Annotated in this window: 26 protein-coding genes; 9 read left to right on the plus strand and 17 right to left on the minus strand. The window is 42.7% G+C overall.

From position 1 onward, the window contains the following. Window positions 1–292: 292 nt before the first annotated feature. Window positions 293–1,168 carry a nucleotidyltransferase-like protein gene (locus KHA99_RS13490; protein WP_213118012.1) on the minus strand — a complete coding sequence of 292 codons (876 nt, stop codon included), beginning with the start codon at window positions 1,166–1,168 and terminating at the stop codon, window positions 293–295. A gap of 147 nt (window positions 1,169–1,315) precedes the next feature. Between KHA99_RS13490 and KHA99_RS13495 the strand changes: the two genes are divergently transcribed. Further along, window positions 1,316–1,669, plus strand: coding sequence for a YgzB family protein (locus KHA99_RS13495; protein ID WP_307852092.1), 354 nt, complete (start codon window positions 1,316–1,318; stop codon window positions 1,667–1,669). A 72-nt stretch (window positions 1,670–1,741) separates the two neighbouring features. Here the strand turns inward: KHA99_RS13495 and perR are convergent, their stop codons facing one another. The 7 genes from perR to KHA99_RS13530 form a co-directional block, all read right to left on the minus strand. Next, complete coding sequence (gene perR, locus KHA99_RS13500; protein WP_213118014.1) at window positions 1,742–2,179, minus strand: Fur family transcriptional regulator; 438 nt, start codon at window positions 2,177–2,179, stop codon at window positions 1,742–1,744. Window positions 2,180–2,284: 105 nt separating this feature from the next. Beyond that, a complete protein-coding gene (locus KHA99_RS13505; RefSeq protein WP_213118015.1) occupies window positions 2,285–2,833 on the minus strand; it encodes a cob(I)yrinic acid a,c-diamide adenosyltransferase in 549 nt (182 codons plus the stop codon). A gap of 223 nt (window positions 2,834–3,056) precedes the next feature. After that, window positions 3,057–3,524, minus strand: a complete 468-nt coding sequence (gene bcp, locus KHA99_RS13510) for a thioredoxin-dependent thiol peroxidase (protein ID WP_213118016.1) — start codon at window positions 3,522–3,524, stop codon at window positions 3,057–3,059. 84 nt (window positions 3,525–3,608) lie between these two features. Further along, the gene (locus KHA99_RS13515) at window positions 3,609–4,001 is read right to left on the minus strand and encodes an ion channel (protein ID WP_284037353.1); all 393 of its coding nucleotides are present in this window, start codon (window positions 3,999–4,001) and stop codon (window positions 3,609–3,611) included. A 102-nt stretch (window positions 4,002–4,103) separates the two neighbouring features. Then, the gene (locus KHA99_RS13520; protein WP_213118017.1) at window positions 4,104–4,889 is read right to left on the minus strand and encodes an ABC transporter permease; all 786 of its coding nucleotides are present in this window, start codon (window positions 4,887–4,889) and stop codon (window positions 4,104–4,106) included. 3 nt (window positions 4,890–4,892) lie between these two features. Beyond that, on the minus strand, window positions 4,893–5,684 hold the full coding sequence (locus tag KHA99_RS13525) for an ABC transporter permease (RefSeq protein WP_213118018.1): 792 nt from the start codon (window positions 5,682–5,684) through the stop codon (window positions 4,893–4,895). Continuing rightward, complete coding sequence (locus KHA99_RS13530) at window positions 5,677–6,693, minus strand: ABC transporter ATP-binding protein (RefSeq protein ID WP_213118019.1); 1,017 nt, start codon at window positions 6,691–6,693, stop codon at window positions 5,677–5,679. Before KHA99_RS13530 ends, KHA99_RS13525 begins: the two co-directional genes overlap by 8 nt. A 702-nt stretch (window positions 6,694–7,395) precedes the next feature. Between KHA99_RS13530 and KHA99_RS13535 the strand changes: the two genes are divergently transcribed. The 3 genes from KHA99_RS13535 to KHA99_RS13545 all read left to right on the plus strand — a co-directional run bounded on the left by KHA99_RS13535 (window position 7,396) and on the right by KHA99_RS13545 (window position 14,852). Beyond that, window positions 7,396–8,691: a glutamate-1-semialdehyde 2,1-aminomutase gene (locus tag KHA99_RS13535; RefSeq protein WP_213118020.1), complete on the plus strand. Its 1,296-nt coding sequence runs from the start codon at window positions 7,396–7,398 to the stop codon at window positions 8,689–8,691. 288 nt (window positions 8,692–8,979) lie between these two features. Beyond that, entirely contained in the window at window positions 8,980–13,452 is a 4,473-nt protein-coding gene (locus KHA99_RS13540) for a glutamate synthase-related protein (RefSeq protein ID WP_213118021.1), read from the plus strand. A 320-nt stretch (window positions 13,453–13,772) separates the two neighbouring features. Continuing rightward, entirely contained in the window at window positions 13,773–14,852 is a 1,080-nt protein-coding gene (locus KHA99_RS13545; protein WP_213118022.1) for an FUSC family protein, read from the plus strand. Between the two features lie 111 nt (window positions 14,853–14,963). Here the strand turns inward: KHA99_RS13545 and KHA99_RS13550 are convergent, their stop codons facing one another. The 5 genes from KHA99_RS13550 to fabL all read right to left on the minus strand — a co-directional run bounded on the left by KHA99_RS13550 (window position 14,964) and on the right by fabL (window position 19,160). Beyond that, window positions 14,964–16,733 (minus strand): ABC transporter ATP-binding protein, encoded by a 1,770-nt coding sequence (locus KHA99_RS13550; protein ID WP_249366679.1) that lies wholly within the window; start codon window positions 16,731–16,733, stop codon window positions 14,964–14,966. A gap of 162 nt (window positions 16,734–16,895) precedes the next feature. Beyond that, window positions 16,896–17,426 (minus strand): nucleoside tri-diphosphate phosphatase, encoded by a 531-nt coding sequence (ntdP, locus tag KHA99_RS13555; protein WP_213118024.1) that lies wholly within the window; start codon window positions 17,424–17,426, stop codon window positions 16,896–16,898. A gap of 179 nt (window positions 17,427–17,605) precedes the next feature. Then, entirely contained in the window at window positions 17,606–17,863 is a 258-nt protein-coding gene (locus KHA99_RS13560) for a YgaB family protein (RefSeq protein WP_213118025.1), read from the minus strand. 244 nt (window positions 17,864–18,107) lie between these two features. Next, entirely contained in the window at window positions 18,108–18,338 is a 231-nt protein-coding gene (locus KHA99_RS13565; protein WP_213118026.1) for a gamma-type small acid-soluble spore protein, read from the minus strand. A 72-nt stretch (window positions 18,339–18,410) separates the two neighbouring features. Then, window positions 18,411–19,160 carry an enoyl-[acyl-carrier-protein] reductase FabL gene (fabL, locus tag KHA99_RS13570; protein WP_213118027.1) on the minus strand — a complete coding sequence of 250 codons (750 nt, stop codon included), beginning with the start codon at window positions 19,158–19,160 and terminating at the stop codon, window positions 18,411–18,413. A 112-nt stretch (window positions 19,161–19,272) separates the two neighbouring features. Between fabL and yfhS the strand changes: the two genes are divergently transcribed. Continuing rightward, window positions 19,273–19,497, plus strand: a complete 225-nt coding sequence (yfhS, locus tag KHA99_RS13575) for a mother cell protein YfhS (RefSeq protein ID WP_213118028.1) — start codon at window positions 19,273–19,275, stop codon at window positions 19,495–19,497. A 49-nt stretch (window positions 19,498–19,546) separates the two neighbouring features. Here the strand turns inward: yfhS and mutY are convergent, their stop codons facing one another. Continuing rightward, complete coding sequence (gene mutY / locus KHA99_RS13580) at window positions 19,547–20,671, minus strand: A/G-specific adenine glycosylase (RefSeq protein ID WP_213118029.1); 1,125 nt, start codon at window positions 20,669–20,671, stop codon at window positions 19,547–19,549. A 124-nt stretch (window positions 20,672–20,795) separates the two neighbouring features. Here mutY and KHA99_RS13585 point away from each other — a divergent pair, with 124 nt between their 5' ends. Further along, on the plus strand, window positions 20,796–21,776 hold the full coding sequence (locus KHA99_RS13585) for a metal-dependent hydrolase (RefSeq protein WP_213118030.1): 981 nt from the start codon (window positions 20,796–20,798) through the stop codon (window positions 21,774–21,776). Between the two features lie 40 nt (window positions 21,777–21,816). On the opposite strand, the gene KHA99_RS13590 is transcribed toward KHA99_RS13585, so the two are convergent. Then, window positions 21,817–22,086, minus strand: coding sequence for a YfhJ family protein (locus KHA99_RS13590; protein WP_213118031.1), 270 nt, complete (start codon window positions 22,084–22,086; stop codon window positions 21,817–21,819). Between the two features lie 129 nt (window positions 22,087–22,215). On the opposite strand from KHA99_RS13590, the gene KHA99_RS13595 reads away from it, so the two are divergent. Continuing rightward, entirely contained in the window at window positions 22,216–22,392 is a 177-nt protein-coding gene (locus KHA99_RS13595) for a small, acid-soluble spore protein K (RefSeq protein ID WP_213118032.1), read from the plus strand. A gap of 48 nt (window positions 22,393–22,440) precedes the next feature. On the opposite strand, the gene KHA99_RS13600 is transcribed toward KHA99_RS13595, so the two are convergent. Beyond that, complete coding sequence (locus KHA99_RS13600) at window positions 22,441–22,764, minus strand: YfhH family protein (protein WP_213118033.1); 324 nt, start codon at window positions 22,762–22,764, stop codon at window positions 22,441–22,443. An 86-nt stretch (window positions 22,765–22,850) separates the two neighbouring features. On the opposite strand from KHA99_RS13600, the gene KHA99_RS13605 reads away from it, so the two are divergent. Beyond that, window positions 22,851–23,528, plus strand: coding sequence for an SDR family NAD(P)-dependent oxidoreductase (locus KHA99_RS13605; protein WP_213118034.1), 678 nt, complete (start codon window positions 22,851–22,853; stop codon window positions 23,526–23,528). Between the two features lie 1,057 nt (window positions 23,529–24,585). On the opposite strand, the gene recX is transcribed toward KHA99_RS13605, so the two are convergent. After that, window positions 24,586–25,407, minus strand: coding sequence for a recombination regulator RecX (gene recX, locus KHA99_RS13610; protein WP_213118035.1), 822 nt, complete (start codon window positions 25,405–25,407; stop codon window positions 24,586–24,588). A gap of 76 nt (window positions 25,408–25,483) precedes the next feature. On the opposite strand from recX, the gene KHA99_RS13615 reads away from it, so the two are divergent. Next, on the plus strand, window positions 25,484–26,389 hold the full coding sequence (locus KHA99_RS13615) for a TIGR01777 family oxidoreductase (RefSeq protein WP_213118036.1): 906 nt from the start codon (window positions 25,484–25,486) through the stop codon (window positions 26,387–26,389). Window positions 26,390–26,458: the final 69 nt, after the last annotated feature.

Below are 26,458 nucleotides of genomic sequence, written 5' to 3' on the forward strand. Positions count from 1 at the left end.
CAGGATCAAACTCTCCAATAAAGTTGAGTTGATTAGCTCAAAAATGTTACGTTGGCTTCGTTTCAAATGAAACGAATATTATTGTTTGTTGACGTTTTTGTTTGTTTAGTTTTCAAAGAACCATCTTGCGCGTCGCTCAAAAGCGACTTTATCAATATAACACATGGTGTTTATTTGTGTCAACACCTTTTTTAAAACCGTCCACTGCGTAAAACTTTTTGAAAATGTTTCGCAGCGACGGTTATTAATATATCAAGTATTCACGAAAAGGTCAATAGCTTTTTTTGTTTTTTTACGATAGTTTTTGGCTAACGCGGTAACAGCGATGAAAAACACCCTGTCCCTTTGTCTCAACATTAACGATTTCTAATAAATGTTTTTCAATTAAGTATTCAAGCAGGACTGACATATCAACGGAATACGGCATCAATTCCGGTTCACTCATGATTTCGCTAAACATCCAATGTTCTTTTTTACTTAAAACGTCTATTAAGTGTGAGGAACCGATGTTAGTTCTCGAATGAATCAAGAATTCACTGGCAAGGAATAAAAGCTCGAGCCTTTGTTCCAATGTTTCCTCACTTACAACTAACTCAACATATAATTTATAAATTTCCGGTTCAATTTGTTTCACTTGCTGCCAAACGGTCAGTTCAGGATGAAGGCCATTTTCAATAATCGCTAATCTCGCCAAATGATGCAGGGAGTGAACGACATAATTATAGGCATCTAAATACTGTTTATTTTCAAACAGCGCTTTCCCATCCACATAGCGGCGGATTAACTTCGCAAACTCCAATCCCATTTTTATTTTTCGGCCATGAAACGGAAATTCTTCTAGTTCCTTTTTTAGATTGGCTACATACTCATTACGGTCAAATAAAATTTTGGAATGATGAAGCCATTCAAAAATCTTTCGGTTGCTGCCTAATAAGATCCATTCTTGCAGCTGTAACTCGGTGATAATATGCATGGCAGCTTTTTTGTCATCATACGAATAATGTTTTGTATATACATGCTGATCTGCTTCTTTCACAATCATTAAAAGAATCGCATCAAACGAATCGGTTGTTTGACTTGACCGTTGTTTCTTTTCTACCAATAAAATCCCCAGCGTATTTAATTGGCTTGCCCTTTCTTGATAAATGGGCCGAAGAATGTCTTCCATTCTCAATACCTCCATTTTTCTAGCTAGCAATATATGTTCGACAGGAATAAGAAATATCCTTCTAAAATTTAAGACAAAATTCGACATTCTTCTGTGTATCCTTTTTTCTCGATAGAGAATTGTGGTATAGTTTGTCTAGGAGGGAGAATCATGGCAAAATACTCGAGTAAAATAAATAAAATTAGAACGTTCGCATTGTCGTTAATCTTTGTAGGTTTTATCGTTATGTATGGTGGTATTTATTTTCGCACTTCACCACTTATTATGACCATCTTTATGATTTTTGGTCTGCTTTTTATTATCGCCAGCACGGTTGTTTATTTCTGGATTGGCATGCTATCAACCAAAACCATTTCTGTCATATGTCCCAGCTGCGGCAAACCGACTAAAATGCTTGGCAGGGTAGATATGTGCATGCACTGCCGCGAACCTTTGACTATGGATAAAGCCCTTGAAGGCAAGGAATTTGACGAAACTTATAATAAAAATAAAATGAAATAAAGGGATGACCAGCAATCGGTCATCCCCTTTTTTATAAACAAATAGCCGACTCCAATTAGAATCGGCTTTACATTAATGAACTTCTTTTGCAGAGCAATCAGGACAAGTGCCGTAAATTTCCATGCGGTGATTCGCCACTTTAAAACCAGTGACATGTGTTGCCAAATGCTCCACTTCATCCAAGCCAGGATAGTGGAAATCAACAATTTTCCCGCATTCCTCACAGATCACATGATAGTGATGCGAGGTAACAAAATCAAAGCGGCTGGATGCATCTCCATAGGTCAATTCCTTTACAAGGCCTACTTCACGAAATACTCGTAAATTATTGTAAACCGTCGCCACACTCATATTCGGGAATTTGCCCTCTAACGCTTTATAGATTTCATCTGCAGTAGGATGTGACATCGAGCTTATTAAATATTCAAGTATCGCATGACGTTGCGGAGTAATACGCACCCCAGTATCCTTTAAGGTATCCAACGCTTCTTTTAATTGATTCATCGCCATGCACCTCTTTTCTAAAAGATATTATTACATTGTAATTGTTATAATTAGTTTACTAGGTAATTTGTACTTTTGTCAATATTGTAATACTGCAAACACCGAAGTTCATCAGCTATGTAATGTTTGTTCAGAAGCTCCTAACTGGTGGTTGACAAATCTCGCCGTGACAAACAACAAGTCGGAAAGACGGTTTAAATACGCTAGCACAAACGGATTGACATCCTCCCCTAAACCGACGGCACATCTTTCCGCCCTTCTTGCAATGGTCCGGGCCACATGAAAGGCTGCACCTGCAGGATGTCCCCCAGGTAAAATGAAATTCGTCAACGCCGGCAGGCTTGAGTCCCATACGTCAATTTGTTTTTCCAGTTCTTCGATATCCACTAAAGCTAATGACCACTTTACTTCCTTCCCTTTCGGAGTCGCGAGCTCGGCACCGACATGAAATAGGTTTGTTTGTATTTTATGAAATACTTTTTCAATTATTTCTTTCCCTTGAAAATTTTCCTTAGTTAAATAACTTAATGCCAGTCCAATCATGGAATTCGTTTCATCACAGGTTCCGTAGGCCTCGACGCGAAGGTCGTTCTTTGCCACCCTTTGCCCGTAAATTAGAGAAGTTGTTCCTTTATCTCCTGTTTTTGTATAGATTTTCATTTTTCAATACCCCCTATTGGTAAATTTCAGCTCCACATGTTTATTAAATCCTTACTTCATCATATCACCTGGGTCATTTATTAGAAAAGAAAGAAGGCATAAAAAAGGGGTCCGGATGGACCCAAAAAGTTTTATCTGAGGAGGTATGCCCTAATAAAATGATATTCACATGAAGTACTTTTGCATTGGACAAAAGCCTTTTCTCGTGAAAATAGGCAGTCTATTATTGGTTTTCCCTGATATAGGTTAAGGCTTCTTCGACATGCCCTTTCACCTGAACTTTTCTCCATTCCTTCGCAATATTACCCTCTTTATCAATGATAAAAGTCGACCGTTCAATGCCCATGTACTCTTTCCCAAAGTTTTTCTTTAGCTTCCAAACACCGTAATCCTCCGCCACTTGATGATCTGTATCGGCAAGGAGCAGGAACGGCAGACCGTATTTCTCAACGAATTTTTGATGGCGGTCTACCGGATCTGGGCTGACGCCTAAAATAACGGCATTCAAGTCGGCAAACTGCTCATGTTGATCACGGAAATCACACGCTTCCGTCGTGCATCCAGGCGTCATATCCTTTGGATAAAAATAAAGCACAACATATTTTCCTTTTAACTCTGACAAAGTAACCTTCTCGCCATTTTGTGCTTCTAGTGTAAAGTCTGGTGCTTGTTTACCAATTTCTACTATCATTTTATTCACTCCACTTTGAAAAATATTCCTATTTATAGCCTAACCAATATGATGGAACAATACAACTTTCGTGCACCTCGGGATTTATTTTTCCCGATCAAACATGACCTTCGCTACGAAGGCTGCCGGTAGCGTATAGCCAATTAATGCTTCAATGACCGCAACCAGCCTTCCGAGTCCTTGAGGTATCACATCTCCATTACCGACCGAGAACAGCATCATTGCGCTAAAATAAAAGCTTGATTCAAAAATGTTCCGGTTTTGGCTGTCGGTTATTTCCGCCAAGACTTTCATTCCCGCCAATTCAAAAATTAAATAAATCAGCCCAAATCCGAAGATGACAGTTAAATAGCATGTTCCTAAATAAAAGAAATTGTCAAAGGACACCAATTTGCCCTTGATCGTATTGGGTATAAATAAAGTGCGAATACTCATGAAGATGCAAAAAATCACGATCGGCAGCAAGAAATAAATCACAAGACCACCTCTAATATTTGTACAGGTTAGTTCATTGTATGTGGACTTGGCCAATAAAATATCAAAAAACCGTGCCGAATGTAGCGCGGTTTTAATTAATTATTAATTGCCTGCACCGCGGTATTTTTTGACACCCTGATTCCAGAGGAATACAGAGAGGGCAAAAAAGATGATGCCGATTACAGGTGTTAAAAACGAATAGATATACCATTCTTTTTTTTCAAGAAAAAAGGCCGCGGGATAGACGCCGACGAAAGCAAACGGCAAAATCCAAGTGAGAACGAACCGGATCACCGTATTATAGATATTGACCGGATAGCGGCCGTAGTTGCTGATATTGTACATCATCGGCATGAGCGAGGTTTTCGCATCCGCCCAAAAGCTGACACAGGCCAGCATCACAAAGATGCCGCCGTAAACAAGCGCGCCGCCGATGACGAAAATGATAAATAGAATCGGGTCAAACCAATCCAGCTGCAGGTTTAACCGGGTTCCTGCATAAAACATAACCGCCAAGCCGGTGACCGCCCCTAATAAAGCTTCCAGTTCCAGCCGCTCCAGAATGATCTGAAAAAGACTATGAATCGGCCTAGTTAGAATGCGGTCAAGCTCTCCCCTTACAATATAACGCTCGTTGAAATCCCAGATATTAAAGAAGGCTGAAAAGACCGCGTAAGGAACTAAGAAAAATCCATATATAAAAATAATTTCATCACGGCTCCAGCCTCCAAGCAGCTGGGTGTGGCCAAATACGACCAGGATAAAGACGAGATTGATGGCCTGGGACATCAGGTCTGAGAAAAACTCAACAATGAGGTCAGACCGATATTGCAATCTTGTTTTTATATATTGTGACATGTATTGAAAAAACATTGTTACGTAAAACACCATTTACCCTCCTTGTATGACCAGCTGTTTTTTCGCAATAACCCAAAGAATTTGGATGGGAATGAGGAGGATGATAACCCAAATAAATTGCTGGCCAATGGCTTGAATGGCCTGCTGGTGCGTGAATCCCTCTGTATAGATCATGCTTGGTATATAGCTGATTCCTTGAAACGGCAGGAATTTCATAATTCCCTGCGCCCAGCCCGGGAAAAAGCTCATCGGCAAGAGCAGCCCGGAAAACAGGTCAATGACGACCCGCTTTGCGCGGATAAGGCCTGTATTATTATATAAGAAGAAAGTCGTAATTCCGGTTAATAGATTTAACTGGGTGTTGATGAAAAAGCTTAATAGGATGGAGATGGCGAATAATCCCCATACGCTTGGCTTTAATGTGATTTGGATTGGAAATACGAAATAGACAATAATTAGTCCCGGTAGCGAGAAGAAAAATAACCGGAAAATCCCTTCCCCCAGTCCCTGCATGGTTTTCATGCCGAGGTAGTTGTAGGGACGGATCAGCTCAACGGCCACCTTCCCTTCCATGATTTCCATCGCCATTTCCCGGTCCAGGTTGTTGAAATAAAAGGCCCGTGCCATCCAGGAAATCGCCACATAGGTTGTCATTTGTGTAATGGATAGACCCTGGATTTCCTCCTTACCACTGTAGATCGCTGTCCACAGAAAATAATAGGCGCCGATGTTAATGCCGTAGATGAGGATGCCCGTATAATAATTTGTTCGGTAGGCGAGCATCATTAAAAAACGGATGCGAATCATTTCTAAATATTTATCCAACTTCCACCGCACCCTTTTCATAAATATTGCGGATGATTTCTTCCGTGGATGTTTCGTTTATTTTAATGTCCTTTATTTTAAAAGCGGCGACAATTTTGGCAATCAGCTGTGAGATAAGTTCGTCGTTGTTTTGCATGTTGGCGGTAAAGATTTGCTCCTTTTCATCGTGCTCCCATTTGACAGGGAGGGCGGCTGTGAGTTTTTTCACGGCTGGTAGATCGACTTTTTCAAGGAACTGGAATTGCAGCTCTTTGCCATCCCCTAATGTGTCTTTTAAATTTTTCAAAGCCCCATCATAGATGATATTTCCTTCATCAAGCATAATGACGCGTTCGCATAATGCCTCGATGTCAGAGAGATCGTGCGTTGTTAAGAGAATGGTTGTATTGTATTTTTCATTGACTTCTTTTAAAAATTCACGGATTTTTAATTTTACTAGGACATCGAGGCCGATTGTCGGTTCATCCAGAAAAAGAAGCGGTGGATTGTGGATGAGTGCGGCGGCCAGCTCGCAGCGCATTCTTTGACCGAGCGATAGCTTTCTTACTGGTTTGTCAAGAAGCGGCTCGATATCGAGTGTTTTGATGACATGGTTCATATGGTCGTCATATTGTTCATCCGTTACCTTATATACCTTTTTTAGGAGCCGGAATGATTCCTGGACGGCGATGTCCCACCATAGTTGGGAACGCTGGCCAAACACAACACCAATGGTTTGGACAAATTTTTCCCGCTCCTTATGGGGATTCATGCCGTTCACTTTGATTTGCCCCCCGGATGGGGTTAAAATACCTGTTAACATTTTGATGGTTGTTGATTTACCGGCCCCGTTTTCGCCGATATAGCCGACCATTTCCCCTTGCTTGACGTTAAAACTGATATCGTTGACGGCGCGTGCTATTTTATAATTTCGTGTAAAAAGGTCGCGAAATGCGCCCGCTAAACCGGAACGGCTGGAATAAGCTTTGAATTCTTTTCGTAAGTTGTTTACTTCTATGGCGTTCTTCATTTATACGGCACCTCCTGATGTGGCATGTGGCTTACCCTAATGTTTTAGTTTAGCCAATTGGGAGCGGAGGTACAACTTTTGTGCATTTAATATTTTGGAGGAGGATTAAGGCTGGGAGTGGCTTGTTGTTTTAATAAATGGAGTTCAAGTTGGGTATTATTAGACAGTTTTTTATTTGACGGGGGGAAATGTCTTTGGCAGGCGTTCTTATTGGACAATTTCGGCTGGGCGTTGGGTGAAATGTCCTTTAGAAGTTGTTCTATTGGACGATTCCGGCTTGCCGCTGAGGCAAAATGTCCTTTAGAGGCGTTCTATTGGACAAAACTACCTCACCTCCATCTCATAATGTCCATCATCTGCCTCATGAAGGACAAAACTTTCCTCCTTCCGCCCCATAATGTCCTTCATCTCCCCTATGAAGACCAAAATCCACTCATCTCTCCCCCATAATGTCCTTCATCTCCCCTATGAAGACCAAAATCCACTCATCTCTCCCCCATAATGTCCTTCATCTCCTCTACGAAGACCAAAACCAACTCATCACCGCCTCATAATGTCCTTCATCTCCCCTATGAAGACCAAAATCCACTCATCTCTCCCCCATAATGTCCTTCATCCCCTCCTCCACCCCAAAATGTCAAAATAGTAAATCACCAAAAACATGCTAGAATAGGAATGTTAATAAAAAAGGAGGAAACCCAAGTGCATTTTACCAATTCAGAACGAATACATAATGAAGCTCTCGAACATATTGTCGGCGGGGTTAACAGCCCATCCCGTTCCTATAAGGCAGTCGGCGGCGGCGCACCGATTGTGATGGAACGCGCTCATGGCGCTTATTTTTGGGATGTTGACGGCAACCAGTACATCGATTACCTTGCTGCCTACGGACCAATCATTACCGGTCATGCCCACCCGCATATAACCGAAGCCATCAAGCGCGCAGCAGAAACCGGCGTCCTATACGGAACCCCGACGCCGCATGAAGTAAAATTCGCAAAAATGCTGAAGGAAGCCATTCCGGCATTAGACAAGGTCCGCTTTGTTAACTCCGGAACAGAAGCGGTCATGACGACAATCCGTGTTGCACGTGCGTACACAGGCCGTGACAAAATCATTAAATTTGCCGGCTGCTATCATGGACATTCTGACCTTGTTCTTGTCGCTGCCGGTTCTGGGCCGTCAACCTTAGGTACTCCGGATTCAGCAGGGGTGCCGAAGTCGATCGCCCAAGAAGTTATTACTGTCCCATTCAATGATATTGAACCGTACAAAGAAGCACTAGAAAAATGGGGCGATCAAATTGCGGCTGTTCTCGTTGAACCGATTGTCGGCAACTTCGGAATCGTCGAACCAAACCCTGGTTTCCTAGAACAGGTAAATGAACTTACCCACGCGGCTGGTGCGCTAGTAATCTACGATGAAGTCATTACAGCCTTCCGGTTCATGTACGGCGGGGCCCAAGACCTCCTCAACGTCAAGCCTGACCTTACCGCAATGGGGAAAATCATTGGCGGCGGACTGCCAATTGGGGCCTATGGCGGACGGAAGGAAATCATGGAAACAGTCGCTCCTCTAGGCCCTGCCTACCAGGCGGGAACAATGGCCGGCAACCCTGCCTCGATCCTATCAGGAATCGCCTGCTTAGAAGTGTTAAAACAAGAGGGCCTTTATGAATACTTAGATCGCCTTGGCGCGATGCTGGAAGAAGGTATTCTTGAGGCTGCTAAGGAACACAATATCCAAATTACCATCAACCGCTTAAAGGGTGCCTTAACCGTCTATTTCACTGATGAGAAAATTGAAAATTATGAGCAGGCGGAAAAAACGGACGGTGAGATGTTTGCCAAGTTCTTTAAACTGATGCTGCATCAAGGAATCAACCTCGCTCCATCCAAATATGAAGCTTGGTTCCTCACAATCGCCCATACTGAGGAAGATGTGGAAGCAACTCTCCACGCGGTCAGGAATGCATTTTCTTCACTAAAACAAGAATAAATATGCATATTTCATGCAAGAAAGGGAGCTATACATGCTCTCTTTTTATTTTAAAAAACAAATTGTAAGCGTTTTCATGTAAGGCTTTTCATCTATATTTTCGATTAGAATCATGCCAAATTGATATCCAAACTCTTGAATAATTATTTGATTTCTGAAAATTCATATGATACTATATGTTTATTATTTTTCCTTTTTCCTCTTAACTTTTTTCCTGCAATTTTTCAAGTTATCAATAATCAGGAGGTGAAGCGGCTTCCTTTAGGAATTCTGAAGAAGCCCGACAAAATGACACAAAGATGGACGCCATCTCAATTTAAAGATTTTCATAAACATGAACACGATGCTTGTGGAATAGTCGCTTGCCTTGAAAAAGCACAGACCCCAACAAGGAACAACATTTTTGCTTGTATAGACGCTCTAGTGACCATGAACCACCGCGCAGGCTTTATTAACGGTGAGGGAGATGGCGTTGGAATCCATACAGATATCCCAAGGGACCTTTGGAAGGAAAAGCTGCTTCTGGCAGACCTGGACCCGGCACTCACGGAAAAAGAGGGCTTTGCTGTAGGTCATGTTTTTATCAGCAGGAAAGCAAATTGGGCTGAGGTTAAGCAAGAATTAGCAGACAAACTAGTAAAATATGAATTGGAGCTAATCTTTGAAACAACTGAGGTCACCAATCCATCAGCATTAGGTCCAATTGCCATTCAGGAAAACCCGATTTTTTGGCAATTTGCCATCCTATCAAACAAGAACGGCCAGGAATTAAACAAGGTCCTGTTCGAAGCATTGGTTGATTTTGAAAAAAATGAACTTGTTCACGTAGCGTCTTTCAGCCAAAACCATGTTGTTTACAAAGTAATGGGCGCAGGTGACATTCTGCCGCGCTATTACCAAGACTTAGCAAACCCACTTGTGGCTTCCACCATGACACTTGGCCACAACCGTTATTCTACAAACACTCTCTCCAGCTTTTTCCGGGTACAGCCTTTCAGCGTGCTTGGTCACAATGGTGAAATCAATACCATTTCCAAGCTTCGTGATGAGGCAAGAATGATTGGTGTACCACTTGTAAAAGACGGAAGTGATTCCCAGGATTTAAGCAGAACGATGGAAACATTAATCTGTCGTGATGGCTACTCCTTATTTGAAGTAATGGATTTATTATTCCCGCCGATTATTAATGAAATCAAAGCTTATCCAGAGCATTTACAAGATTTATATACTTATATGCGTGAAGCTTGGGGACATTTTGCCCAAGGGCCTGCCGGCATTATTTCCAGATATGGCGATGAGGCCGTGTTCAGTGTCGATGCACTTGGACTCCGCCCGCTGTGGATGCTTGAAACGGAAACTTCCTACCTATTCTCGTCTGAACCAGGAATCATTCCTTCAAGCGAATACGTGAACGATCCGAAGCCATTAGCACCTGGTGAAAAGGTTGGCTTTAAGTGGAACGGAAACCAGCTTGAAGTTTTTGAACAAAGCCAATACCAAAATGTCGTTTATAACCGTTTTTCAAAACGGGTTAACCTCCAAGGAGCAAGACTGCGTCTGCAGCCGCCGGCACTTGGCAAAACCGTAACCATGAATTATCCAGATAAAATTCATAACGGGCAATACAAATCATTTGGCTGGGAACGCGAGCATATTCAATTAATCGAGCAAATGGCCGAAAAAGGCGTCGAGCCGATTCGTTCACTTGGCCACGACTCACCGCTTGCAGCCTTAAATCCAGAGCGTGTCAACATTGCCGATTATATTAAAGAAAGCGTAGCAGTTGTCACAAACCCAGCGATTGACCGCGACCGGGAAACAGAGCATTTCTCTACCCGTGTCATTATTGGCAAGCGCCCAACATTATTTGCAGCTGCCGAAAAAGCGGAATCAGTCATTGAATTGACAACACCGCTGCTCTTAGAAGGAAAAGCGGGCTTCGCATGTGCAGAAAGCTTAGGACAGCCGACTTTTGATCAGCTTGTCCAGCATTTCCAAGAGCAAAAGCTGATCGCTTATATTTCAACTACCTTCCAAACGGATGAAACGGTTGATGCGGCCATTGAAAGACTTGCAAACCAAGCTGTTCAGGCTGTTCAGGCCGGTAAGTCGCTGCTTGTCCTTGACGATGCAAAAGCCCATCAAGAGAATTCTTATTGGCTTGACCCGCATCTCGTCACATCATCGATTGATCAAGCTTTAGTGAAAGCAGAATTAAGAAGAGATTGTTCATTATTGCTTCGCTCTGCTGCGATTCGTTCGCTTCATGACATTATTACTGTTTTTGGCTTAGGTGCAGATTTAATCAGCCCATACTACATGTTCTTAACGGTTCAGAATGAATCAACAACGCCGTTAACGAACCTTTACAGTGCATTAACGAAAGGTATAGAAAAAGTCATTTCAACGATTGGTATCCATGAACTGCGCGGCTATGGACGACTGTTCTCTAGTATCGGTCTGCACGAGTCGATTGCCAATGTATTAAACATTGTGAACTTCTTCGGCTCCGATGAAATTGAAAATAATTTTGAAGCAATGAAACAGGATGCTTTAAAAAGAGCAGAAGATTATCAGAATGATAAGGAAAGAGTCGGAAAAACGTTCAGCCTCTTCCCACGGATTTGGAAAGCGATTGGCGAAGTGGCCTCCACTGGTGATTACAGCGCATATCGCGATAAAATCTCCGAGCAGGAAGCAGCAAATCCGGTTACAATCCGCCATTTAGTTCAATTAAAGCAAGGCCTAAATCAGGTATCGCCTAACGATGTTGATCTTCGTGTCGGTGATCATGATCTGCCGTTTTTGATTTCCTCTATGTCCTTCGGTTCGCAAAACGAAATTGCCTTCAGAGCTTATGCTGAAGGGGCTGACCGCTTAAACATGGTGAGCTTGAACGGTGAAGGCGGCGAGATCAAGGATATGCTTGGCAAATACCCAAGAACACGCGGCCAGCAGATTGCTTCCGGACGATTTGGGGTTAACGCCGAACTTTTAAACTCTTCTAATCTATTAGAAATCAAAATCGGTCAAGGTGCAAAGCCTGGTGAAGGCGGACACTTGCCCGGTTCTAAGGTGACGGCCAAGGTTGCGGCAGCACGTAATGCTACACTTGGTTCTGACTTAATTTCACCGTCCAATAACCATGATATTTATTCGATTGAAGACTTGGCACAAATGATTCAGGAGCTAAAAACAGCAAACGACCAGGCAAAGATTGCCGTTAAGGTTCCGGTTGTTCCAAACATCGGAACAATTGCAGTCGGTATCGCTAAAGCTGGCGCAGATATTATTACTCTAAGCGGTTTTGATGGCGGTACAGGGGCAGCCAGAATCCACGCCCTGCAGCACGTCGGCCTGCCTGTTGAAATTGGCGTAAAAGCGGCTCACAATGCATTACTTGAAAGCGGCCTGCGCCACAAGGTGGAATTATGGGCTGACGGCGGCATGAAGAGTGTAATGGACGTTATGAAAATCATGCTTCTTGGTGCCAACCGTGTTGGCTTTGGTACATTAGCAATGCTGTCGATCGGTTGTACGACCTGCCGCGGCTGTCATTTAGACACTTGCCACGTTGGTATTGCCACTCAGATTGAAACGGAAGCACAGGCAAAAGACCACGGTCTTCGCCGCTTCGTACCGCGTCAATTTGATTTAGCTGTACAAGGAATTATGAATCTATTCACTGCATTTGGTACTGAATTAAAAGCACTTGCAGCAAGCCTTGGAATCCGCAATCTGCAAGATGCAGTCGGTCGTTCCGAACTATTAGAGCAAGTGAAAGGCCAAAATCAGTTGAACCTTTCTTACCTATTAAAGCCATTAGAAATCAGCCAATTTGCTAAAGTTGAAGCTTCTAAGTCTGTTTCCGAAGCGCAAATGCAAGTGGCAGCTGGCGCTGAGTATCTTGATGCGAGTGTGGATCAGCTTCACTCTTCAAGAGAATTCGTCAGCGTAACATCTGAACAGCGGGTATTGGGAAGCCGAGTTTCCTGCCACCGTGTCCGCGGCAGATTGGATGGCTCTTACAAGCAGCTTCCTCCAGTTCAGCTTAAGTACAAAGAAGGCTCCATCCCTGGTAACGGACTAGGCGCATACAACAGTGAAGGAATTGAAATCACCGTTAACGGAGGCGGTCAGGACGGCGTTGGTAAGACCTCCTTTGGCGGTAACATTCATGTTCTAAAATCAAAAGGCAAAAACGGCTATTACGTCAACGGCTCTGTTGGTAAAGGCTTCGGATACGGTGCCCAAAAGGGTCTCCTTGTTGCTCAGGGCAACGCTGATGCCCGTGCCGGAATCCGTCTCTCCGGTGCCGACTTAATCATCGGCGGCCAGCTTAAAAGTGCGCTACCTGAAAAAGAAAACGGCAATATCGGTTCCAACGCTAATATCAAAGGATTTGCGTTTGAATATATGACAAACGGACGCGGTCTTGTTCTTGGAGACCCAGGTCCATGGATTTGCGCAGGTATGACCGGCGGTGTTATTTATGTCCGCCAGCAGCCTGAACTTGGATTAACCAAGGAAGCTGTACAGAGAAGGGTTGCCAAAGGCGCCAAAGTATCTGTCGTCAATTTAACCGAAAAAGGCAAACAGGACATCAATGAGCTCTTAGGCAAATATACAGCCCTGTTAGCCGAGAACGGCCAAACGGAAGAAGCCGAACAGCTTCAAAGCTTGCTAGCAAGCCCAGAGGAGCACTTCGTGCAAATTACTCCTGTCAAAGAGCAGGCTGACCCATCTGTATCTACAGAATAATAATATTGCAAAAAGCATTCGCATATTATTGCGGATGCTTTTTGATTTAAAAAAGTAATTTCGACTTTGAGAATTGTTCAGCTCCAGCGCCCTGTGACTAGTGTACTTCGCCTTCGTGTTTCCTTTATCTCAGTCGAAGCGCTACAGTCCTGTCGTGCGCTAACCGGGGGCTTCCGCTTTTCGTCTATTAAGCAACTTTTAAAAATAATGTCATATAATTTCTCTTGATTAAATAGTTTAATCCCTGTATAGTACTTAATTGTTTAGCTCTCGAGCAAACTATAATAAATTATTTATCTTTGAAAGGAATCTATTAACAAATGAAGTTAGGTGCCCGCATTTTAAAAACGGGAATTGCGATTGTCTTGTCTCTATACTTGGCATATTTGCTGCATTCACCCTCTCCTGTCTTTGCAGCTATTGCCGCAATCTTTGCCATCCAACCGACTATTTACCGCTCTTTTTTAACAATTATTGAACAGGTTCAAGGGAATATCATTGGCGCCATCCTAGCAGTCGTCTTTGTTCTTCTGTTAGGAAATCATACGATCGTCATTGGACTGGCAGCGATTACTGTCATCACTCTTAACCTTAAATTTAAATTGGAAAATACCATTGGGTTATCGCTTGTTACGCTTATTTCTATTATGGAGGCACCGGGAAGTGATTTTATCACCTTTGCGGCAATCCGCTTCTCCACGATCATGATTGGGGTATTTTCGGCCTTTATCGTCAACCTGGTGTTTATGCCGCCCAAATATGAAAATAAGCTTTATTTAAAAATTGGCAGCACAACCGAGGAAATCATCAGATGGATCCGCTTGAGCATACGCCACGATTACGACCACCAATTGCTGAAAACGGATATTGGTAAGCTAAAGGAAAATATTAAAAGCATTGAACAATTTTATACGATGTATAAAGAAGAGCGAAGCTATTTTAAAAAGAACCTTTTAGAAAAATCAAGAAAACTCGTTGTTTACCGACAAATGACCATAGCCGCCAGAAAAGGTCTTGATACCTTAAAAAGGATTCATCGCTTTGAAAATGAACTATTGCTGCTGCCAGAACCATTTAAGGAAGCCATCCGGGAGCAGCTTGACAGCCTCATTTACCAGCATGAGCAGATTATGCTACAGTTCATTAAGAAAATACCTATTTCAACAGCTTCACCCGTCGAAAAGGTCAGCATAGATAAAAAGCTGCTCTTTGACCTCTTCTTAGTCCATCAAAAAGAGTTTGCAGCTGATGATGATAATCAGCATCTCTACCATACCATGCAAATTGTCGCCTCAATTATTGATTACAGCGAGCAGGTGGAGCATCTCGATGTGTTAATTACCAGCTTTCATTCGTTCCACCACAACGAAGTATCCATTGAGGAAGAAAGCAACCAATAGAAAAACCGAAGCCATTACGCTTCGGTTTTTTTTGTGAATCCAGCACTTTTATTTGCGATTTTTCGAGTTTTATTTGCTAATTCAACCCTTTTATTTGCGTTTTTGCAAACTTTATACGTTGGCTTGCTCTTCCTTACTATCCAGCTGCTGGACTTGAAATAGTTTATAATAATTCCCTTGCTTAGCCATTAACTCATCGTGCGTACCTGATTCCACAATCTGCCCATGTTCAATCAGAATAATTCTGTCAGCATGTGTGATCGTTGATAGCCGGTGGGCGACGATAAAGGTCGTTCTGTCCTTCGCCAGTTCCTCCAGTGCCTCTTGAATGTAGTGTTCACTTTCCAAATCGAGTGCTGAAGTTGCTTCGTCAAGAATTAAGATAGGTGGATTTTTCAAAAAGACACGGGCGATCGCGACCCGCTGCTTTTGGCCGCCGGACAGCTTGACGCCTCTTTCCCCCACCTTCGTATCATAGCCATCCGCTAGATGCTGGATAAACTCGTGGGCATTGGCCGATATAGCAGCCGCAAACACTTCTTCTTCGGTAGATCCCGGCTTACCTAGTAAAATATTATCCTTAACCGACTCGCTGAATAAAATATTGTCTTGGAACACGACACCGATTTTATCCCGTAACGATTGAACCCTAAATTGGCGGATATCTACCCCATCAAGCGTAATCCGGCCTTTGGTGACATCGTAAAAGCGCGGAATCAGACTTACCAGTGTGGATTTACCTCCGCCGCTCATCCCGACAAGCGCGATTGTTTCTCCCTTTTTCACCTGAAGGTTTATATTTTTTAATACCGACTCTTCGTTTTCGTTATAAGCGAAGGAAACATTTTCAAAGTTGATATTCCCAGTTACCTGCTCGCATTCCACCGCATCCGGGGAATCCACCACATCATATTTTTCATCCAAAAATTCAAAAACCCGGTCCATCGATGCAAACGACTGCGTAATTGTCGTGGACGAGTTCACCAATCTTCTAAGTGGATTGTACAGCTTATCAATGTAGGCGAAAAACGCCACCATCGTCCCTAAGGAAAGCTGATGGTGAATCACGAGATAAGCGGAGTACCCAATCACAATCAATGGAGCAATATCCGTAATCGTATTTACCGCTGAAAATGATTTCGCATTCCAGCTCGTGTGTTGGAGTGCTTTTTCTAAAAAGTTCTTATTCTGCTTATCAAACTGGGTTTGTTCGTATTCCTCAATCGCAAAGCTCTTAATTACCGGCATGCCCTGCACCCGCTCGTGGAGATAGCTTTGTACCTCAGCAAGGGCTTGTGAGCGTCTTCTGGTGAGGTTGCGCAGATTCCCGAAAAAGTACTTAATCGAGAAAGCATACAGCGGGAACAACAAAATAGATACAAGCGTTAGCTTCACATTCATAGAAAACATGAGAATAATGGCAATAACAATGGTGGCGATATCAAGCCAGAGGTTCATCAATCCGGTCACAACAAACGTTTTTGTCTGCTCAACATCATTGATGACCCGTGAAATGATTTCTCCTGCCCGGGTATTGGCATAATATTTGAAGCTTAATTTTTGAATATGCTTATACATTTTATTGCGGATATCATATAAGACCTTGTTTGATGTCCATTGCGCATAATACTGGCGATAATACTCAATCGGCGGCCTCAGGATCACAAAAACGAGCAGCATGACGCCCATGATGAGCATTAATTTATGAATTTTTCCATCGGTGGATAAGGCATGATTGCCAATGATATCATCGATCACATACTGAATTAAAATGGGAATGATGAGCGGAATGGAAAATTTAATAATACCGATGAAAATCGTGGCGATGATTTGCCAGCGGTATGGTTTGACAAATTGAAGGTATCTGCGGATGCTTTCCAAACCAGTTTCCCCCCTTCTTTCTAAAGTGAAAATAATGAAAACTCGCCGATTTGCGAGTCCGATAGGACGGTTCATGAGGCGTAGTTGAATTTATACTTTCTTTTTAGCCAAATAAAAACCTGTTGATGAAAATCAACAGGCGTTTGTTTCATAACACACCAATTAACGTCTGTATGTTAAATAACGCTCATACCAAATATCAATAAAATCTGGTGCGAATGGGCCGCTTCGCTGCCTAATCCATTGGATTAGTTTGTCTACATTCCGTTTTAGGATTTGGTCAATGACATCTGGATAATTCATTTCCCGGCGGTGACGTTCATATTCATCCTCGTCAAGAAGATTAAAAGTCATGTCAGGATACACCTTAATATCAAGATCATAATCAATATATTTTAACGCCTCTCCATCAAAAATGAAGGGTGAGCTTATATTGCAATAATAATAAATCCCGTCTTCTCGAATCATGCCAATGACGTTAAACCAATATTGGGAATGAAAATAACAAATGGCTGGTTCCCGTGTAATCCACGTTCTGCCATCCGACTCCGTGACAAGTGTCCGATCATTTGCGCCAATCACTAAATTCTGCGACCCTTTTAAAATCGTTGTTTCTTCCCAGACGCGATGGATGTGCCCATTGTGTTTATAGCTATGTATTTGTACTGGTTCACCTTCGATGGGTACGCCCATTTTCTCCCCTACCTTCATTTCCGAACCTTTGCTAACCTGACCTGCTATTTAAATTAAACGACAAAAGGCAACAAAGTAAATTCCTGTTTTCTATTATTATAACGGTTGAAGCCGGAATTTAAAACAAAAGAACCATATTTCTATGGCTCTTTGTAAAAATTTGCGGATTATTTTTTCCTCTAAATGGTTTGTGTTAAATTCATTTCCCGGTAGGAATTGATCACTTCTTCAGTCTGTTTTTCAAACATCGCCTGAATTTCTTTTAATTCCTTTTTCATTTGTTGAATATCGGCTTGGATACTTTCTAAATCAGTTTCATTTTGCAAAGCCTGCAATTCCGCTTCGATCTGCTGGCAACGCTCAAGTTCAGCCTGAAGAAAAAGCAACTTTTCCATTGTTGCCATTTGCTCGGAAACTAATCGATTAAAATGATCCATTTCCCTCACCGCCTTAATAATTGTCCTTACTAATAATTCTTTGTGGCAGATATTTTTTCCTTTGACTACTTATGTAAAGTAAAGGGAGGTTTTGTCGAATTTCCGCATAAAAAAAACTCGATGATTGGCGAGCCCTAAAGGGCGAAGACAGAGGCGTAGTTGCACTTAAGTTTATACTTGCTTATTAGCCGAAAAAAAGAAGGCACTCTACCGGTTAAGAGTGCCTTCCATGTAAGTATTGTTATTAGCTTTGGCCATATTGACCAGATGTACCTTGGTTTTTACGAGCTTCTGATTGTTGATTTTGCTGTCTTACTTCTTGTGCATTTGTTTCAGCACCAAATTCAGTTCCGAATTGGCCAGCAGCACCTGCGCCAGCAGCACCTGCACCAGCAGACTGAGCGTTTTGTTGTCTTACTTCCTGGATGTTAGTTCCAGCAGAAGTTTTGTTTGGTTGTTGATTGAAGTTAGCCATTTGTTATCACCTCCACGAGTTTAATTTACCCCGGCTCGTGGAGTTTATCCGTCAATTTTTCAAAAATAATTTTTAAACAAGTAACGAAATGCCCCCATCGACGATGATGGTCTGGCCGCGAATCATGTTTGAGTCGTTTGAAAGCAGGAACATAATGCAATTCACCATATCATCCACTTCAACCATTTTTCCGGCAGGCGTTTTTTGTCTTGCCTCTTCTAGGAGTTCTTCGCGATTTGGAAAAGATTTTAGGGCATCCGTATCAACAGCACCACCTGAAACGGCATTCACGATGATATTTTTCGGAGCAAGTTCCACTGCTAAATATCTAGTGAGTGCTTCTAGCGCCGCTTTTGATACCCCAACGGCTGTGTAATTTTCCAAATAGCGGATCGATCCTAATGAGCTGATGCTGACAATTTTTCCGCCACCGTTTCTTTCCATCAGTTTTGCCGCTTCCTGGGCGCAAAATAACAGGGCTTTACTGTTGATGTTTAGTGTCCAATCCCAATGTGATTCCTCCAGTTCCATCGCTGGACGCTGGACACCTGATGCGGCATTGTTTACGAATACATCTAAGCGGCCAAATTCCTCGTCAATTTGCTTGAACATTTCTTTTATTTTACTGACATCGCCGACATTGGCTTTGACGATGAACGCTTTCCTGCCTAAAGCCTCCACTTGCTCAGCAGTTTCTAAGGCACCCTTTTTGCTTCGCGCATAATTAATGACGATATCATATCCTGCTTCTGCTAAGCGGATGGCGGCTGCTCTGCCAATTCCACGGCTGCTGCCTGTTACTAATGCTACTTTTTCTGTCATCTTTCTGTCTCCTACCTTTTATTCAATTGGTTCCATTTTAGCTTTTCCATGAATAGATGACAATTAATATACAAAACTAAGGCAAGAAACCCTTTTGAAAGGATGTAGTCAAATGTATGTAGGACGAGATATGACCGAACTCTCGATGATGGCAAAAAACGATTGGAAGGATAGCGAACTTGCCTTTTTTCATCATGCCATGCAGCAGATTACTCCCTATTTGAACAGTGAGGGGCAATCTATTCACAGACAGATTATTGAAGAAATTGAAAGCCGAGGCGGCTTAGACAGAACTGAAGCAAATTACACACACGGCACCAAGGCCACATACGATTAAAGATTTATGCTCAAAAAAAAGGGCCTAGCCCCAGAGCTGCATGACTGTGTTAAGCTTTAGCAGCATTGGGGTCAGGCCTATTTGAATATTCGAGATAGATTTTGAACATTTTTTGATAAGGGACTGGGAAGGCGTAGTCCTTTATTTCATCTAAAGTGACGAGTTTCCAATCGCTTCCTTCCGGTATGTTAGATTGTAATTCTCCGTTATAAATTTTGATATTCCAGACAAGATGAGAAAAAACATGCTCGAGTTGCCCGATGATTTTTTCTAACTTTAAATGGATTTGCAGTTCTTGCTCGAAAAGCTCGGAAATCTTTTCACGCTCATGGTGCAGCGGGTGCTGAATTTCGACGTTCGGGAATTCCCATAAATTAGCAAGCAATCCATCTGATGGCCGCTTATGAATAAGAATTCTTCCTTCTTCATCTGTAAGCAGTACTGCTGCAAGCTGCACATCCCGGGTTTTATTCTTTTTCGTTTTGATTGGCAGTTCCGCTTGAACCCCTTCCTCAAACGCTTGGCAGTGTTCGCGGACTGGACAAAGCAGACAGGATGGCGAAGTCGGAGTACAAACTAGCGCCCCAAGCTCCATTAATGCTTGATTAAATGCTGAAGGATCCTCATGCGAAATCATTTCCCGGACAGCATGTTCAAAAACTTTACGTGAAGATGGCTTCGCGATATCCTCCCATATATTTAAAATCCTCGAAAACACCCTCATCACATTGCCATCTACTGCAGGTTCTGGAATACCGTAGGCAATGCTTAAAATGGCCCCTGCCGTATATGGGCCTACCCCTTTAAGCGTAGAAATTACTTCAGGGGTGTTCGGCACTTCGCCATTATATTTTTCTTTAACTTCTCGAACGGCGGATTGCAAATTCCGGACCCGAGAATAATAGCCGAGTCCCTCCCACGCCTTAAGGACCTTGTCCTCCTCGGCTTCTGCCAAGTCATCTATTGTTGGAAACCAATCTATAAAACGGTTAAAGTACGGGATAACGGTATCCACTCTTGTCTGCTGCAACATAATTTCGGAAACCCATACCTTATAAGGGTCACGGTCCTTCCGCCAAGGCAAGTCACGCTGCTCTGCCTTAAACCAAGAAATTAAATCATGTTGAAAATCATTTATATTGATTTTTTCGATATTTTTTAGCTCAATCATCATAAACTTACTCCTTTTTGCTTGTAAACAACTCTAAAAAAGGGGAATATAATATTAACAATTCTTTTTTAACGATATGCCAAATTGGGCGTTTTGACAAGATAATTTGAAGGGGGATTTTTTACCTTTGGATACTGGAACTCATATTGTAATGGGCATTGCGCTCGGGGGGCTGGCCACGCTTGACCCGGCCGTTTCCGCCAGCCATGCCACTGCTGCCAGTGTTTTAATTGGAACGATTGCCGGTTCACAAATTCCGGACATTGATACAGTCTTAAAGCTACGAAATAACGCCATTTATATACGAAATCACCGGGGAATTACCCACTCTGTTCCTGCCGTCCTGTTATGGCCGCTTCTACTTACTGGGCTGATTTATTTCTTTTTCCCCGATGCAAACCTGCTTCACCTCTGGGCGTGGACGTTTGCTGCAGTTTTTATTCATGTCTTTGTTGATATTTTTAACGCCTATGGAACGCAGGCACTAAGGCCTTTTTCGGCTAAATGGGTTGCACTTGGTGTCATTAATACGTTTGATCCGTTTATTTTTACCATGCATGTTATTGGGATCATCGCTTGGGTTCTCGGTGCACCTCCTGGATTTACCTTTTTAGCGATGTATATCATCATAATCGGCTATTATTTACGAAGGTACCAAGCTAAAAAACGTGTTCTTGTGGAAGTCAGGGCTTTGATCCCTGATGCGACTGAGATTATCATCGCCCCTACAATGAGGTTCCATCAATGGCGGATTGCGGCCATGAACGAAAATATTTTTTTTGTGGCTAGTTCGATTAACGGTAAGGTCGAAATTCTTGACCGTTTCAGACGGATTCCTGTACCAAAAACACCTGTCATTGAAGCAGCCAAAAAGGATCATAACATATCAGCGTTCCTATCCTTCTCTCCGGTTTATCGCTGGGAGGTGGACGAATATGACAACTATTACGAGGTGCGCTTCATTGACCTGCGCTACCGGAGTAACGGCCACTATCCGTTCGTCGCTGTTGTCCAGCTTGACTGCGATTTAAAGCCAATCAGCTCTTACACCGGCTGGGTTTTCAGCGAGAAAAAACTACGAAAAAAATTGGGGATTATTCCAGGATAACATAGAAAAAGCGGGGGATATTTTAATCACCCGCTTTTTTTTAATGCAATATATTTTTTGCATGAGCTAAATATATTTCATATTTAGGATTGGTTGCCGTGAAATCATGCAGTTTGTCTCCATAATTTTCAATCCACTGTTTGACAACTCTTTCCGTCATTTCGCTGCCCATATACTCTTGGCCTGCCCTGGCGAATGTCGTTTCAAAATCATCCCATAAAAGCTCCACCCATGTCCGGGCTTCGTTATAAGAAAGATGGTCGTTTTTGTTTAATAAAATTTTGGTCAGTTTTTCATGGTAGTCGTTCATCTATCCACCCCATTGGCAATTTCTTATCACATAAGCAAAAAAATTAAGTAAATAATAATAGTACGTGGTCAGCATTAGGCTGTCCTATGCTTTTTACGTTTTCTCATTCCCTTTAATTGGAGGTACAGCATGAGAAATAAACAGCGCAGCTTTCCAAATCAAAATAACAATAAGTTCGAAGGAGAGCCACGGGCGAAAGCCGAATATGCCTCTAAAAGAGCTAACGGCACCATTAACACGCATCCACAGGAGCGCATGAGAGCATCTGGTGAGCGTGATGATGAATCGCCTCAAGTTTGGCAATAAGTATTAAAAACAAGCCAGAGACCTTGGGTTCTCTGGTTTGTTTTTATATTAATTCAGCCATTTTAATAAAGAAATCGGCAGTGCCTCTTGGGTTCCGTCCCCCTTCGTACGATAGCCCCAGGCAAAAACGCCATTCATATAATCGATTTTGAAATACTCTCCAGGTGCACCCTCAATTTCGTAAATTTCACCTGGCTTAAAGGTACTAGGGTCCATTATGTACGCCTTTGCCATAAGCACCTTTCTTTCCAACACGGCAAATTCACTGACCATTCCCATTTGTTCCGCTTTGCGGGCTTTCTCTTGAAGCTTGGATATTTCCTGTCTTAATTCCTGCTCGGTCATGTCACTATACCGTTTCTCCTGCTGCATCGATAATTCCTCCCCGTTCCTCTTTATTTTAGTATAGTGATTTTTGTAAAATTAATAAAGGCAAAACTACGGAAGGATATGACGATATGAAAACAATTATTATTACCGGGGGAGGATCCGGATTAGGAAAAGAATTAGCGCTGCTTTTTTCCCAGAAAGGGTATCATGTGGTGCTGGCCGGCCGGACTGTTGAAAAATTGTCTTCTGTGAGGAATGAGCTTGCGGATGGCGGCGGGAATGCTGATGTTATGGTAGTGGATATTAGGAATCGTGAGGATGTTTTTTCAAAGGTAAAAGAATTGTGTGGCAAGTATGATGTGTACGGCTTGGTGAATAATGCCGGGGTCGGCCATTTTGGGCCTTTCGGTGATATGGATGATGCTCAGATTGTGGAGATGTTAGATACCAATGTGTTGGGAACCATTCTTATGACAAAAGCCGTTCTGCCTATTTTGCTTGGACGCCGCGAAGGCCGGATAATGAATATTATCTCCACTGCCGGCCTGCGCGGGAAGGTAAACGAAGCCGTTTATTGTGCCAGCAAATTTGCGGTGCGCGGGTTTACCGAAAGCCTACAGAAGGAATTTGAAGGGCGAAGCATAAAAATAAACGCTGTCTATATGGGCGGCATGGACACACCGTTTTGGACTGACAGCGACCATGTGAAAGACCCATCGCGTTTGCGATCGGCCCGAGAAGTGGCGGAATTTATTATGGAGCAGATGGAGCAGGATACGATTGTTATTGAGAGTAAGAAGGGATGATGGGATTATTTAGTGCTGTGAACACCATGAAGGACATTTTGAAAGCTTTCTTGGTGCTGTTTGTCCTTCATTAGTTGGATGAAGGACGTTTTATGGCGTTCCCTGGGCGGTTCGGTCTTCATGGGCTTATATGAAGGACATTTTGTGGCAGCTCATAAAGCGTTTTGTCCTTCATGGGCTTGATGAAGGACATTTTGTGGCAGCTCATAAAGCGTTTTGTCCTTCATGGGCTTGATGAAGGACATTTTGTGGCAGCTCCTAAAGTGTTTTGTCCTTCATGGGCTTGATGAAGGACATTTTGTGGCAGCTCCTGAAGTGTTTTGTCCTTCATGGGCTTGATGTGAAGGACATTTTAAGGCGATCCCTGATGTGTTTTGTCCTTCATGGGCTTGATGAAGGACATTTTGGGGCGGACCCTGATGTGTTTTGTCCTTCATGGGCTTGATGAAGGACATTTTAAGGCGATCCCTGATGTGTTTTGTCCTTCATGGGCTTGATGAAGGACATTTTGAGGCGGCTCCTGATGTGTTTTGTCCTTCATGGGCTTGATGAAGGACATTTTGGGGCGGCCCCTGGTGTGTTTTGTCCTTCATGGGCTTGATGAAGGACATTTTGAGGTGGCTCCTAATGTGTTTTGTCCTTCATGGGCTTGATGAAGGACATTTTGGGGCGGACCCTGGTGTATTTTGTCCTTCATGGGCTTGATGAAGGACATTTTGGGGCGGACCCTGGTGTGTTTTGTCCTTCATGGGCTTGATGAAGGACATTTTGCGGCAACTCCAGATGTGTTTTGTCCTTCATGGGCTTGATGAAGGACATTTTGACCCGGACCCCCTTGTATTTTGTCCCTCATTAGCTTAATGAAGGACATTTTGAGGCGGCCACTAGGGTATTTTGTCCTTTAGAGATCTCCTATTGGACATTTCCTCTCCAAGCCCTACCCGTTTTGTCCTTTACCTGCTTTCTATTGGACATTTCCACTCAAACCCGCACCCGTTTTGTCTTTTAAAAGCCTCTTAATAGTCATTTTGCTTCCAAAGGGAGAACATATTGTCTTTTACAGCTCAGACAAGTATTTCTCAATCAACTCCATGGAAAAACCTTTCCGATAAAGTACCTGTTTCATTTTTTGCTCGAATTCAAAACCACTATATTGCGAGTATTTCCGAAGGGCCTTTTCACCATGATAGCGGATCGCTTCAAGCTCGCCACCACCACCATCATCGTCAGCATTATCTGCTTTCCTCGTACCCGCATCCTCAAGCGCAATCTGAATAACTTCATACGAATACCCTTTACGAAGCAGCATCTGTTCCAGCTTTTGTTTCTGGGTCCGCAGCGAATCCTTAGATCCCTTTTTGAAAAACTTCTCGATAAGCTTAGAGGCCTTTTCGATTTGCTGTTCCTGCGTAAATTCCTTTAGCGCCTCAACCAAAATTACCTCGCTAATCCCCTTTTGCTTTAGTTCCTGCTTGACCACATCAGGGCCTTTATCCGTGGTATTTGCCTGCGTCCGCACAAAGGCGAAGGCAAATTCCCTGTCATTTATGTATTTCTGAGCTGTCAGCTTATGAATAACCTCATTAATAACTGGCTCTTCCATTTCTTTTTCATCAAGATAGTCTCTGATTTCTTTTTCTGACCTTATTCGCCGTGCCAGGTAATGAACTGCTAAATTATAGGCTTTGCGGATGTCGTCTTGATATTGAATTTCCAAAAGGGAAAATTCGTCCACTTCCATCCCTTTCTTTAAGCCAAATTTGATCAGCACATCACTGTCAACACTAAAGGCAAATTCTTCACCTTTGCCGTAATCCATAAAAATATTAAAACGGTCTGTATTTTTTTGCTGTGTGGTGATTTTTGTAATTATAGCCATCACGGTCACCCCCACTCTAATTTACCATATTGGTTAAAAAATATAATAAAATAAAGGTAATAAGGAGGGCGAAAAAATGAAAATTGCGATTGCGGGCGGAACAGGCTTTGTTGGTAAAGCACTTGTAAAAGAATTAACCAAAAACGGCCACCAGGTAATTGTTTTAACGCGAAAAGCAAATCAGGATGGACCTGTTCAATACGTTCAATACGTTCAATGGCTGCACCCAAATTCTAACCCAGCCACGTTAATGGCAGGAACGGATGTCATCATCAACCTAGCCGGTGAATCCATAAACAGCGGGCGCTGGACAGAGCATAGAAAGAAAACCATCTTGAACAGCCGGCTCGAAGCCGTCCATGAGCTTCTAACAATCATGAACGAATTAAACCCAAAACCAAAAGCATTTATTAATGCCAGTGCGGTCGGGTATTACGGGACCTCATTGGATAAGACTTTTTCAGAAGATAACAAAGGCAGCGGTGATGACTTCCTGTCACGTACAGTCATGGAATGGGAAAAAGAAGCCGCAAAAGCAACCGAAATTGGGATACGATCCGTTTTTTGCAGATTTGGCATCATCCTTGATCAAGAAGAAGGTGCCCTGCCAAAAATCGCACTCCCTTATAAATCATTTATTGGCGGGCCAATCGGCACAGGAAAGCAGTGGATGTCATGGATTCATATTGAAGACGTTGTTAAAGCCATACTCTTTATCATCGAAAATGAAACCGTTCAAGGTCCGGTCAACTTTACGGCCCCAAATCCTGTCACCATGAATGAATTCGGCTTAGTACTAAGCGAAGTTCTCAAGCGGCCGAACTGGCTTCCAGTGCCTAGCTTTGCCTTAAAAACTCTATTAGGGGAAATGAGCACACTGGTGATCGATGGCCAAAAAGTGCTGCCAGCCAAACTCTTAGAATCCGGCTACACCTTCCAATATCCAGATTTAAAACCTGCGCTGAAAAATATATTTACTTAAAACCGTATCTTTCAGAGTTGATAAGGCAAAAATGGTGAAGTGTACATTATGTACCATTTTTACCTAATT

Origin of the sequence: Neobacillus rhizophilus, assembly GCF_018343535.1 — a bacterium.
GTDB classification, from domain to species: Bacteria; Bacillota; Bacilli; order Bacillales; family Cytobacillaceae; genus Neobacillus; species Neobacillus rhizophilus.